This window comes from Allobosea sp. TBD101, assembly GCF_059817965.1.
Window position 1 is genome coordinate 53,933 of sequence record NZ_CM187543.1, and the last position, 12,721, is coordinate 66,653.

The 12,721-nt window shown below is 66.6% G+C and carries 10 protein-coding genes; 4 read left to right on the forward strand and 6 right to left on the reverse strand.

Annotated elements, in window-relative coordinates; all coding sequences use genetic code 11:
• Window positions 1–204: 204 nt before the first annotated feature.
• Window positions 205–1,044: a universal stress protein gene (locus tag AC6RIC_RS00265; RefSeq protein WP_454654155.1), complete on the forward strand. Its 840-nt coding sequence runs from the start codon at window positions 205–207 to the stop codon at window positions 1,042–1,044.
• A 45-nt stretch (window positions 1,045–1,089) separates the two neighbouring features.
• On the opposite strand, the gene typA is transcribed toward AC6RIC_RS00265, so the two are convergent.
• A complete protein-coding gene (typA, locus tag AC6RIC_RS00270) occupies window positions 1,090–2,913 on the reverse strand; it encodes a translational GTPase TypA (protein ID WP_454654157.1) in 1,824 nt (607 codons plus the stop codon).
• A gap of 155 nt (window positions 2,914–3,068) precedes the next feature.
• On the reverse strand, window positions 3,069–4,400 hold the full coding sequence (locus AC6RIC_RS00275; RefSeq protein ID WP_499734668.1) for a TAXI family TRAP transporter solute-binding subunit: 1,332 nt from the start codon (window positions 4,398–4,400) through the stop codon (window positions 3,069–3,071).
• 68 nt (window positions 4,401–4,468) lie between these two features.
• Between AC6RIC_RS00275 and AC6RIC_RS00280 the strand changes: the two genes are divergently transcribed.
• The 3 genes from AC6RIC_RS00280 (at window position 4,469) to AC6RIC_RS00290 (ending at window position 8,514) form a co-directional block, all read left to right on the forward strand.
• Complete coding sequence (locus AC6RIC_RS00280; protein ID WP_499734669.1) at window positions 4,469–5,146, forward strand: phosphoribosylanthranilate isomerase; 678 nt, start codon at window positions 4,469–4,471, stop codon at window positions 5,144–5,146.
• Window positions 5,147–5,249: 103 nt separating this feature from the next.
• Complete coding sequence (gene trpB, locus AC6RIC_RS00285) at window positions 5,250–6,467, forward strand: tryptophan synthase subunit beta (RefSeq protein WP_499734670.1); 1,218 nt, start codon at window positions 5,250–5,252, stop codon at window positions 6,465–6,467.
• A 157-nt stretch (window positions 6,468–6,624) separates the two neighbouring features.
• Window positions 6,625–8,514, forward strand: a complete 1,890-nt coding sequence (locus AC6RIC_RS00290) for a glycosyltransferase family 2 protein (RefSeq protein ID WP_499734671.1) — start codon at window positions 6,625–6,627, stop codon at window positions 8,512–8,514.
• A gap of 41 nt (window positions 8,515–8,555) precedes the next feature.
• Here AC6RIC_RS00290 and AC6RIC_RS00295 read toward each other — a convergent pair whose 3' ends face one another.
• The 4 genes from AC6RIC_RS00295 to AC6RIC_RS00310 all read right to left on the reverse strand — a co-directional run bounded on the left by AC6RIC_RS00295 (window position 8,556) and on the right by AC6RIC_RS00310 (window position 12,697).
• Entirely contained in the window at window positions 8,556–9,203 is a 648-nt protein-coding gene (locus tag AC6RIC_RS00295) for an SCO family protein (RefSeq protein WP_454654165.1), read from the reverse strand.
• Window positions 9,204–9,249: 46 nt separating this feature from the next.
• Complete coding sequence (locus tag AC6RIC_RS00300) at window positions 9,250–9,426, reverse strand: hypothetical protein (protein WP_156367053.1); 177 nt, start codon at window positions 9,424–9,426, stop codon at window positions 9,250–9,252.
• Between the two features lie 176 nt (window positions 9,427–9,602).
• Complete coding sequence (locus AC6RIC_RS00305) at window positions 9,603–11,036, reverse strand: amidohydrolase family protein (protein WP_499734672.1); 1,434 nt, start codon at window positions 11,034–11,036, stop codon at window positions 9,603–9,605.
• A 71-nt stretch (window positions 11,037–11,107) separates the two neighbouring features.
• On the reverse strand, window positions 11,108–12,697 hold the full coding sequence (locus tag AC6RIC_RS00310) for an ABC transporter substrate-binding protein (RefSeq protein WP_499734673.1): 1,590 nt from the start codon (window positions 12,695–12,697) through the stop codon (window positions 11,108–11,110).
• Between the last annotated feature and the right edge of the window lie 24 nt (window positions 12,698–12,721).

A 12,721-nucleotide genomic window follows, 5' to 3' on the forward strand; every position in this document is an offset into this window, starting at 1 on the left:
GTGGTGATCCTCCTCCGGAAGCCGCACACAGGATCAGAGCCGGCAAGGACCGACAAGCTCGGCCTTCGTCATCCGCGCACTGCACCGGGCGCAGAGCAGAGGCCCAGGAAACGACTACCATGAGGACAATTGACCCAGCGCAAGGCGCGATCACTACGATTTGGCGAACGTGTACCGAGTTCCATGCAGCAACCGGAGATATCCATGGCCCCGTTGATCAAGAGCATCTTCACCGCCTACACCGAGGAAGGCCAGGGTGAACGCGAATCCGCACTCGCCTATGCCCTCTCGCTCGCGCAGGAGACGGGCGCGCATCTGACGATCCAGGCGGCTGCGATGCTATATGCCGTCCCCGCCTCGCTCATCGGAGATTTCGGCGTCGCCTTCGTCCACGCCGAGAACCGCCGCATCGGCGTGCTGGCGGAGCGCTTCGCGGAACTGGCGCGGACCAGCGCCGGCCTGGCCGGCGTCACCAGCACGATCGAGACGCCCCGGCTGGTCTATGCTGAGCTCGACAGCCATCTGGTTGCCCATGCCCGCGTCCACGACCTCAGCGTGCTCGACCTGGAGAAGAATGCCGCCGAACGTGACCGCGGCCTCATCGAGGCCGCGCTGTTCGACAGCGCCCGGCCGGTGATCATCGTCCCGCCGGGCTGCGAGACCTTCGCGGCCAAGCGCATCCTGATCGCCTGGGACGGCAGTGCCAGCGCCGCCCGGACCGTCGCCGAGCTCAGGCCGTTCCTGCCGGGAGCCGAGGTCGAGATCCTCTCCGTCACCGGCGAGAAGGATCTGTCGCGCTTCGTCGCCGGCGCCGAATTGGCGCCGCATCTGTCGCGGCATGGCGCCTCCGTCACCGTGCGCAACGTCGCCGTGTCCGGCGGGAACGACGTGGCCGAGACGATCCGGCAGGCGGCAATCGATTTCCGGGCGGACCTCATCGCCTGCGGCGCCTACAAGCACTCGCGGCTGCGCGAGTGGCTGCTCGGCGGCGTCACGCAGTCGCTGCTGAAGTCGACCCCGCTCCCGCTCCTGATGAGCCACTGATCCAGGTCGAAATGAAAAGGGCCGCCAGATCGGCGGCCCAGCTCCTCAGGCCACTTCGGCCTTCTGCTTCTGCGAGCGCTTGCGCTCGTTCGGATCGAGGATGCCCTTGCGCAGGCGGATCGACTTCGGCGTGACCTCGACGAGCTCGTCATCGTCGATCCAGGCCAGCGAACGCTCCAGCGTCATCCGGATCGGCGGCGTCAGGCGAACGGCCTCGTCCTTCGACGTCGTGCGGATGTTGGTGAGCTTCTTGCCCTTGAGCACGTTCACCTCGAGATCGTTCTCGCGGGTGTGCTCGCCGACGATCATGCCCTGATAGACCTTCCAGCCCGGCTCGATCATCATCGGGCCGCGGTCCTCGAGGTTCCACAGCGCGTAGGCCACGGCCTCGCCGGTCTCCATCGCGATCAGCACGCCGTTGCGGCGTCCGCCGATCTCGCCCTTGTAGGGCAGGTAATCGTGGAACAGGCGGTTCATGATCGCGGTGCCGCGCGTGTCGGTGAGCAGTTCGCCCTGATAGCCGATGAGGCCGCGGGTCGGAGCGTGGAACATCAGGCGCAGGCGGTTGCCGCCGGAGGGGCGCATCTCCAGCATGTCGGCCTTGCGCTCGGACATCTTCTGCACGACGACGCCGGAATGCTCCTCGTCGACGTCGATGATGACCTCTTCGATCGGCTCCAGGAGCTGACCCGAATCGTCACGCTTCAGCACGACGCGCGGACGCGACACGCCGAGCTCGAAGCCCTCGCGGCGCATCGTCTCGATCAGGATGGCGAGCTGGAGTTCGCCACGGCCGGAGACGATGTAGCTGTCCTTGTCGGAGGCTTCCTCGATCTTCAGCGCGACATTGCCCTCGGCCTCCTTGAACAGGCGGTCGCGGATGACGCGGGTGGTGACCTTGTCGCCCTCCGTGCCGGCGAGCGGGGAATCGTTGACCATGAAGGTCATCGACACCGTCGGCGGGTCGATCGGCTGGGCTTCGATCGGCTCGGTCACTGAGGGGTCGCAGAAGGTGTCGGCGACGGAGCCCTTCACCAGGCCAGCGATCGAGACGATATCGCCGGCGACGGCTTCCTCGATCGGCTGGCGCTCGAGGCCACGGAAGGCGAGGATCTTCGAGATGCGGCCGGTCTCGACGGTCGAGCCGTCGCCCGAGAGCACCTTCACGGTCTGGTTCGGCTTCGCCGTGCCCGAGGTGACGCGGCCGGTGATGATGCGGCCGAGATAGGGATTGGCCTCAAGCAGCGTCCCGATCATGCGGAACGGGCCTTCCTCGACCTTGGGCTCCGGCACATGCGAGAGGATGAGGTCGTACATCGGAGCGAGGCCGTTATCCTGCGGGCCTTCCGGCGAGTGGGCCATCCAACCCTGCTTGCCCGAACCGTAGAGGATCGGGAAGTCGAGCTGCTCGTCGGTCGCGTCAAGCGCGGCGAAGAGGTCGAAGACCTCGTTGATGACTTCGGTGGTGCGGGCGTCGGGCTTGTCGACCTTGTTGATCGCCACGATCGGCTTGAGGCCGAGCTTCAGCGCCTTGGAGACCACGAACTTGGTCTGCGGCATCGGGCCCTCGGCGGCGTCGACCAGCACGATGGCCGAGTCGACCATGTTCAGGATGCGCTCGACCTCGCCGCCGAAATCGGCGTGGCCGGGAGTGTCGACGATGTTGATGCGCGTATCCTTCCAGACGACCGAGGTCGCCTTGGCCAGGATGGTGATGCCGCGCTCCTTCTCGAGATCGTTGGAATCCATGACGCGCTCGATGACGCGCTGGTTGTCGCGGTACGTGCCGGACTGCTGCAGCAGCTTGTCGACGAGGGTCGTCTTGCCATGGTCGACGTGCGCGATGATGGCGATGTTGCGCATGGACATGCGGGTCTGGGCCTTGCTTTCAAGGCCACGAGCCGGCCAGGTTCGAAGCCCTGCCGGCGCAGCCTGTTTCACGTGAATCTGGAATTCGTTGCGCTGCACATAAACGCTGACGGGCTTTTCGGCAACCGCCGAGCCTGCCGAAAAGTAAATGCGCCTCAGTCTTCCACCAGCGCGCGCTGGCGTTCGGCGACTGCCCGGCCGACCTGATCGATGGCAAGGCGGTAGGCGGCGAGCGCCGCCGTGTCGAGATCACCCTTGGCATAGTCGGCGAGCACGCGGGTGAGAATCTGGTCAGCCTCGCGGCCGAGCCGCATCAGCTCCTCCTCGTCTTCGCAGGCACGGATCAAGGCGAGCAATGCCAGCAACTCGTCGAGACCCGACATGGCGCGCCGACGCCGATTGGCGCTCTCGCGGCCGAGCAGCGCGGCACCGCCCGTGCCCAAAGCCGAGAGGGCCATGGCGCCGATGTAGAACCAGTCGCCATAGCGGTCGAAGAAGCTCTCCTGCTCCCCGTCGATATAGGCGGCAGCGCCCGAATGGACCGGCAACGGCGCGTCCTTGTCGGTCGAGGGCGTCTCCAGCGCCTGCACGGCAGGGAGTTCCGAGGCCAGCGTCAGGCGCAGGCCCAGGATGTCCTTGGTGAGTTCGCCGACGAGATTGTCGTCGAGGCTCTGCGCCGCGACGAGGCGCGACGTGATCGATATCGTCTGGAGGCTCTCGGCCGGACGCGGCGGATCGCCGCCCAATGCGCCGCGCACGATCTCGCCGGCTTCGATCGCCCGGTAGCGCAAGGCGAGCGCATCGGCCTCGCGGACGGGGATCAGGACGGGGTCGTTGCCCCAGGCCTCGCGCAGGCGGCGCAAGGCGTCATTATTGGTGTGCGAGCCCACTGCATTGATCGAGAAGAAGACATCGATGCGCTTCTCCTTCGCCGCCGGCACGATCTCCTCCTGGCTGAGCTTGACGATCTCGACCTCTTCCGGCCTGACCTCGTATTGCGCCAGCACCCGCTTCAACAGCGCGGCATTGCCGGCCGGATTGCGCCCGACTCCGATCTTGCGGCCACGCAACTCGGCAATGCGGCCGATCGCGGTCTCGGCTCTGGTGATGAAGAACGGAAAGGTCCGGCGGGTGATCAGCACCGTGTCGGCGGTCGAGGGCATCGCGATGTCGGCGCGCAGCATGGCGAGATCGGCCTGGCCCGCATCGATCTTCCTGGCGCTGTCCTCGGAACCCTCGGTCAGGACGAGGCGCAGGCGGATGGAAGCCTTGTCGCGGTTGAGGCCCTGCACGAAAGCCGCCGCCATCCGGGCATCCTCGGAGCCAAGCGGCCCGACCGCAAGGCGCAGGGTCCGCGGCTGGCCGACATAGTAGAACACGGCCACGACAAGTCCGGTGATAGCGAGCAGGCCCGCCATCATCGTCAGCCCGCGTCTGCCCATGCCCAGCCGGATCAACCCGTCCCCCTCTTTGCCTTGTCCGAACATGGCTTCCTTCGTCATCATGTCGCAAGTACGGCATGCGCCCGCGAACGGACCGTGCTAAACGCCGGGCCATGTCCACTGGTTCGCCCTTCCTGATCAAGATCTGCGGCCTCTCGACGCCCGAGACGCTGGAAGCTGCGCTCGCGGCCGGGGCGGACATGATCGGGTTGAATTTCCACCCGAAAAGCCCACGCTACGTCACGCTGGAGCGCGCCAGGGAATTGGCGGCGATCGCCCGCGGCAAGACGGAGATCGTCGCACTCGTCGTCGACTGGAGCGAGCCGCAGGCGGCGGAGCTCGCGGAAGTGCTGAAGCCCGACTGGTTCCAGTTCCATGGCCGCGAGACCCCGGAACAGACCGCCGCGCTGCGCCGCGCCGTCGACCGGCCGGTGATGAAGGCGCTCGGCATCGCGACGGCGGAAGACCTCAGGGCCGTCGCGGGCTATCGCGATGCCGCCGACCTCATCCTGCTCGACGCCAAGCCGCCGAAGGATGCGGCCTTTCCCGGCGGGCATGGCAGACCCTTCGACTGGGGCCTGCTCGCCGGCCTCGACCCTTCCCAGCGCTTCATGCTATCGGGCGGGCTCGATCCGGCGAATGTCGCCGAGGCCATCGGCATCGCCAGGCCGGCGGGCGTCGATGTCTCCTCGGGCGTCGAAAGCGCGCCGGGGATCAAGGATCCCGACCGGATCGCGAAATTCATCGCATCGGCCCGCAAGGCCGCGGCGCTGGATCGCCGTGCGTCCTAGCGGACGCGACAACGGTGATCCATAATTTGGTCGTTGCATCGGATTCTCCCGAAAAGTGCGATCCACTTTTCGGTCCGATGCCAGTGCAAGAAGGTTTGACGGCATGAACGCCCCCTCGACCCCGAACAGCTATCGCAACGGCCCGGACGAGAACGGCCGCTTCGGCCTGTTCGGCGGCCGCTTCGTCGCCGAGACGCTGATGCCGCTGATCCTCGAGCTGGAAGAGGCCTACAAGGCCGCCAAGGCCGACCCGGCCTATCACGCCGAGATGACCAGCGGGCTGAAGCACTATGTCGGCCGGCCCTCGCCGCTCTATCTCGCCGAGCGCCTGACGGACCATTTCGGTGGCGCCAAGATCTATCTGAAGCGCGAGGAGCTGAACCATACCGGCTCGCACAAGGTGAACAACGTGCTCGGCCAGATTCTGCTGGCGCGGCGCATGGGCAAAAAGCGCATCATCGCCGAGACCGGCGCCGGCCAGCACGGCGTCGCCACCGCGACGCTCTGCGCCCGCTACGGCCTCGAATGCATCGTCTACATGGGTGCTGTCGACGTCGCCCGGCAGGCGCCGAACGTCTTCCGGATGCAGATGCTCGGCGCCACCGTGGTGCCGGTCGAATCCGGCACCAAGACGCTGAAGGACGCGATGAACGAGGCGCTGCGCGACTGGGTGACCAATGTCGCGACGACCTTCTACTGCATCGGCACGGTTGCCGGCCCCCATCCCTATCCGGCGATGGTGCGCGACTTCCAGTCGATCATCGGCAAGGAGACCCGCGAGCAGATGCAAGAGGCCGAAGGCCGTCTTCCCGATTCGCTGATTGCCTGCATCGGCGGCGGTTCGAATGCGATGGGGCTGTTCCACCCCTTCCTCGACGATTCCAGCGTCGAGATCTATGGCGTCGAGGCCGCCGGCCACGGCATTCCGAGCGGCCTGCATGCGGCCTCGCTCACCGGCGGGCGCCCCGGCGTGCTGCACGGCAACCGCACCTTCCTGCTGATGGACGATGACGGGCAGATCAAGGACGCCCATTCGATCTCGGCCGGGCTCGACTATCCCGGCATCGGCCCTGAGCATTCCTGGCTGCACGATGTCGGCCGGGCGACCTATCTCTCCGCCACCGACGAAGAGGCGCTGGAGGCGTTCCAGCTGATCTCCCGGCTGGAAGGTATCATCCCCGCGCTGGAATCCGCGCATGCGCTCGCTCGCGTCGCCGATCTCGCCCCGCAGAAGCCGCAGGATCACCTGATGGTGGTCAATCTCTCCGGCCGCGGCGACAAGGACATCCCGCAGGTCGCGGAGATCCTGGCGGCGCGCTGACGCCTGAAGGCCCCGCCCAAAGTTCTAGGCGCGGCCCCTCGACTTCCGTTGCGTCAACAGCAACCATCGGTTGCGCCCGGTGCCTCCGCACCGGGCATCGTTGCGTGGAGCGGGACCGGGGCCAGTGGGGGGCAGCGGTAACGACGACAGTCCGGATGTGTCCGGGCCTGCCTCCGCAGGCCTGCCGATCGAACTCGCCTTCCTGACGCGGCATGGCCTGCCGCCCTCGCGTCTCACGGATGTCGCGGAGAAAGCCCGGCGGAACCACACCGAACCGGCCCGCGAAACGATCGCGCAGGGCTTGATCGACGAGAGCGGCTTCTACCGGGCGCTGGCCGCCGAGATGGGGCTCGCCTTCCTGGCGCAGCCTCCGCCGCTCAAGCCCGGCGGTGGGCACGACGCCATCCTGCGCCAGGGCATCGCGCCGACCGACGGCGATGCGCGCTTCCGCTTCATTCTCGCGCCCGAGGGGCCGTCGCTCAGGCGGATGCTCGAGGCCGGGCCGCGCGACCGAGACGACATCGCGGTGACGACGCCACGCGATTTCGGCGACGCCCTGCGCCGCAGCAATGCCGAGGGACTGGCCGAGCACGCGGCCGGGCTCGATCCCGCCGGGCTCGAACGCGACAGCGCCCGGACCGGCGCCAGCCGGGGCCAGGGGATCGCCGCCGGCTGCGGCGTCTCCGCTGCCGCGATCGGCGCCGTCTTCGCCCCGCTCGAAACCTTCTTCGGGCTCGCGCTGCTGCTCGGCCCGCTCTTCCTCGGCCTGATCCTGCTGCGGCTTGCGGCCTCGCTCGAGCGCACGGCGCCCGATCTCTGGCGCAGCCATCGCTGGCGGATCGACGATGCCCGCCTGCCCGTCTACACGGTCGCAGTGCCGCTCTATCGCGAGCTTGCCGTGCTCCGGCAATTGACGGATGCGCTCAGTGCGCTCGACTATCCCGCAGCCAAGCTCGACATCCGCCTGCTGATCGAAGCCGACGACACCGCCATGAGCGGCGCGCTGGCGCAGATGGCGCTGCCGCCGCATTTCTGCGTGACCGTCGTTCCACCCGGCTTTCCGCGCACCAAACCCCGCGCGCTGAACCTCGCCCTGCTCGAAGCGCGCGGCACGCTTTTCACGATCTACGATGCCGAGGACATTCCCGACCCGCAGCAGTTGCGGATGGCGGCGGCGCGCTTCCTCCGCGGCCCGAGGGAGCTTGGTTGCCTGCAGGCGAGACTGGTGATCGACCATGCCGAGGAAGGCGTGCTGCCCGGCCTGTTCGCGCTCGAATATGCCGGGCTGTTCGAGGTGCTCAATCCCGGCCTGCTGCAGTTCCAGCTGCCGATCATGCTGGGCGGCACCTCGAACCATTTCCGGACGGAGGCGCTGCGCGTGGTCGGCGGCTGGGACGCCTGGAACGTGACAGAGGATGCCGATCTCGGCTTCCGGCTGGTGCGCGCGGGCTATCGCATCGGGGACCTGCCCTCCAACACCCGCGAGGAGGCGCCGGTCTCGATCCCCGCCTGGCTCAAGCAGCGCTCGCGCTGGATCAAGGGCTACATCCAGACCCTGGTGACGCATTCGCGCGCGCCTTTCCAGTTGGTACGCGAAGCCGGGATCGCCGCGACCTTGGCCTTCCTGTCGCTGGTCTTCGGCACCGTCGCGACGGCGCTGGGCTATCCTGCTTTCGCGATAGCCGCCCTGATCGCCTATTGGGACGGATCGCTGTTCGAACCAGTCGGCACCGCCGCGACCCTGACCTCGATCATCGCGCTCGGCGTCTGGCTGCTCGGCAGCGTCGCGCTGTTCGTGCCGCCGATCGTCGGCGCGCTGCGCCGGGGCTCACCGGGCCTGCTGCTGCTCGTGCCGCTGCTGCCGCTCTATTACGCGCTGGTCTCGGTCGCCGCCTGGATGGCGTTCTACGAGTACTTCAATCGCCGCTTCGTCTGGAACAAGACCGAGCACGGACTGGCGCGCCAGCGCGCGCCGATCGAACCGACTCCTGCATCGGACCGAAAAGTGGAATCCACTTTTCGGACAAATCCGATGCAGCACCAATGAGATCGATCATCGTGATCGCGTCCGGTCGGACGCGCGATGATCTAGGAGTGACGCAGCCATTCCGCGGCCGCCTGCGCCGGAGGCTGCTCGATATTGAAGGCGCCGACGAACTTGCCGTCCTTGCCCATCAGATAGACCAAGGCGGTATGGTCCATCGTATAGTCGCCATCCTTCAGCGGCACCTTCTTGGCATAGGCGCGATAGGCCTTGACCACCGCGTCGATCGCCGGCCGGTCGCCGCTCAGGCCGACGATACGAGGGTCGAAGGAGCCGAGATAGCTCTTCATCGCGTCCGGGGTATCGCGCTCGGGATCGACCGTGATGAAGAGCGCTTTGAGCCCCTTCGCCTTGGCGCCGTCACCGGCCGCGCGCAAAGCCTCGGAAATCTCGAAGAGTTTGGTCGGGCAGATGTCCGGGCAATGGGTGAAGCCGAAGAAGACCAGGAAGGGCGAGCCCTTCAGGTCGGTATCGGAGAGCGGCTTGCCCTCCTGCGTCGTCAGCGTGAACGGGCCGCCGACGCTGGCGACGCCGCTGCCACTGCCCTGGCGGCCGGGCGAGAAGGTCAGGATCGCGGCTGCGGCGAGCGCGAGCGCCCCGACCAGGAAGACGACGAGGGGCAGGACGAGACGGCGGTTCACGGAGAATTTCCCGGGCAGGCGGCGATAGCCGCTAGACAGCGATTTTTCCATGCATCGGCCGGATTCGAAAACCGGCTCCCACTTTTCGGGCCGATGCCTAGAAGCATGCGACGATGGCGGCGATCAGACCGTCGGTGAAGAGCCGATCGCCTTCGCGCCACCAGAGCAGCAGGCCGGTGAGGAACAGGGCGAAGAAGCCTCCGCCGATCAGCATAAGGCCAAGACGGCTCGACGAGCCGGCCTCCGTCTGCGTTGTCTCGTCTGCCTGCGACATGGGCACAACCTATCGCGGGATCGCGCCGTCCGAAAGCGGGCGGCGTGACGCAGGGGCCTCACGATGCAGCGATGCGCCAGCATGTTGCGTCTCATCAAGCGCGGGTCATCCCGGACGCAGCGAAGCGGAGATCCGGGATGACGCCGTGTTTCCGCGCAAAATGGGGCCGCTCCCGTTCACTTCACCGGGAAGGTCAGCGGCGAATAATCCGTCACCGGGCGCTTGATCCAGTCGTTGCCGGGCGCGGCCGCCTCCGTCCGCTTCTGGCCTTCGTGGAGGCGCAGGGCCGCAGCCGGATAGTCCATGGTCAGCACGGTGCCGTCGCGGACGACCAGCTTGCCGTCGACATAGACGCGGTCGACGGCGCGCTCGGCGGCGGCATAGACCATGCTGCGCACGGGGTCGCGACGCGGCTGCATCATCGGGTGCTTGAGGTCGACCATGACGAGGTCGGCCTTGCAGCCCGCTTCGAGGCGGCCGATGTCGTCGCGGCCGAGCGCGGCGGCGCCCGCCGTGGTCGCGGCTTCGAAGATATCGGTGGTGGTGAGCGTGCGCGGGTTCTCCGCCATCATGCGGGCGACGTAGCCGACATGGCGCATCTCCTCGAGCATGTTGTGCGGATAGGTATCGGTACCCATGCCGATGCGGATACCGGCGCGGCGATAGCGCCCGAAATCGTCGAGCGCGATGCCGCGGCGCATGAACACCGTCGGGCAATGGGCGACCACCGTGTCGGTCTCGGCCAGCAGGGCGAGATCGCGGCGGCTGTGCCAGCCGACGCGCGGGTAATCGTCGAGGAAGATGCCGTGGCCGACGATGCTGGTCTTGCCGAGCACGCCGAGCTTCTCCAGCCACTGGACCGGCGTCACGCCATGGCGGCGGGTGATCTCGTGGAACTCGACCGTCGACTGGGCCGCGTGGATCTGCCAGGGCAGGCCGCGACGCTTCGCTTCGGCGTGGCTGTCCTTGATCAGGCCCTCGCTGCAGGTGTCGATCTGCGCCGGGCAGACCATGCCGAAGAGGCGCCCTGAAGGGTGTTTCTGCGCCTGCTCGATGACATCGAAGGCGGTCTCCATGGCCGCCTCGCCAGCCTTCTCGTCCCACTCGTATTCGACGACATGGCCGTTCTTGGTGTACCAGCGCGCCGAACGGAACATCGGCGAGACGCAGACGCGCAGGCCGCTATTGGCCGCAAGATCGATCCAGCCGGGATGGGCGACCGAGAGATCGGCGAGCGTGGTGACGCCGGAGAGCAACAGCTCGGAATAGGCGACCTGCACGCAATCCGGCACCGTCTCGGCATCGGGCCGCAGGATCGGCATGAATTCGTAGAGCGAGGAATTGTAGAGCGCAGGCGAGCCGAGCTCGTCGAGGAAGCCCTTGTTCAGCGCCTCGCTCGAGGGATGCGAATGGATGTTGACGAGGCCGGGCATGACCATGCGCCCGCTGCCGTCGACGGTCTCGTCGGCCTGGCCCTCGTAACGCGGCCCGACATAGCGCAGCGTGCCGTCCTCGAAGGCGACATCGGCATTGTGCAGATAAACGTGCCGGGAGGCTTCCGCATCCCAGGCGACAACGACTTCGGCGTTCTTGATGACCGTGATCGTCATGACATTTCCTCCCTAGCGGCCAGACATAGAAAAAGCGCCGCGCGGTTCTCGCCGCGCGGCGCCGAAGAAGTTCAGCGCTTCAGTTTGAGGTCGAGCCCCTTGTAGAGGCCGGCTCCGTAGAGACCGTGGGCGCGCGCGCCTTCGACCCGATCGGTCGCGACGACCCAGAGCGGCTGCGAGACCAGCGGCACCCAGACATTCGCCTCGGTGAGCTGGGTCTGGACCTCGGCCAGGGCCTGCTTGCGCTTGTCCGCATCGGTCGCCATCGAGGCAGCCTTGAGCAGTTCGTCCGTCTTGGGGTTCTTCCAGTTCATCCGGTTGGGCGTCGGAGCCTGCTGGCTGCGGAAATAGAGGCTCATCGCCTCCGTCGCCGTCACATAGGGGTAGGACATCAGGAAGGCGTCGAACTCCTGCGTCGCCAGCTTGCCCCAGGCGACGGTCGCGTCCCAGAGCTGGATCTTCATGTCGATGCCGACCTTGCGCAGATCCGCCTGCATCGCCTCGGAGATCCGCGGATTCGAGTCGTTGCGGATGCCGTAGACCGTGAAGCTGGCCTTCTGGCCATCCTTCTCGCGGATGCCGTCGGCGCCCGGCTTCCAGCCGGCCTCGTCGAGCAGCTTGGTCGCGCCGGCCGGGTCGTATTTCGGCATCTTGTCGGCCGAGGACTTGTCGTAGTCGACCACCGCCGGGTTGAGCAGCGAGGGCAGGGTCTGGCCCTTGCCGAAGAAGATCGCCTTGGCGATCGCTTCCTTGTTGGTCGCCATGTTCGCGGCCTGGCGGATGACCTTGTCGCTCGCCACGGGCTTGTCGACCTTGAAGCCCATGAAGACGTCGTAGATGTAGTTTTCCTGCCGCTGCACCGTCATGCCAGGGATGCGCTGCATCGTATCGAGCGCGATATAGGGCATGTAATAGGTCACGTCGGCCTGCTTGGCCTGGATCGCAGCCATCAGCGTATTCGACTCGGGAATGACCTTCCAGACGATCTCGTCGATCTGCGGCTTCGGGTCCTTGTAGATCGGCGGGCCCCAGGAATAATGCGGGTTCTTCTTGAGCACGAGCTCCTGGCGCGGGGTCCATTTCGACCAGCAATAGGGGCCGGTGCCGTTGAAGCCCTGGACGCCGAAATTCGGCCCGAGCTTCTCGACGGTCGCCTTGTCGACCACCGAGGCGAAGGACAAAGCGAGCTGGAACATCAGGTCGCTATAGGGCTCCTTCAGCTCGTAGATCAGCGTGGAATCACCATCGGCGCGGATGTCCTTGACCGGCCCGGCGCGGAACGACACCGGCGACTTGTTGGCCGGGTCGGTCCAGCGCTTCAGCGAGTAGACGACGTCGTCGATCGTCATCGGCCGGCCGTCGCAGAACTTCACGTCCTTGCGGATCTTGAAGGTGTAGGTCGTGCCGTCGGGCGAGACCGTCCAGCTCTCGGCGAGGCCTGGCTTGATCGTCTTCATGTCGAAATCGACCGTCACCAGCGTGTCGGCCAGCATGTACATGACCTCGGCCGCCGCGGTCGCGGTGGTGCGGATCGGGTCGTAGTTGTCGGCATCGATGACGCGCAGGATCGAGAGCGGCGCCTTCTGCTGGGCGACCGCGGGCAGAGCCGCGAAACTTGCGGCGGCGGCGCCGGCGAGAAGCAGAGTTGAAAGTTTCAGCATCGAGCAAGTCCCCTTTTTGACGCT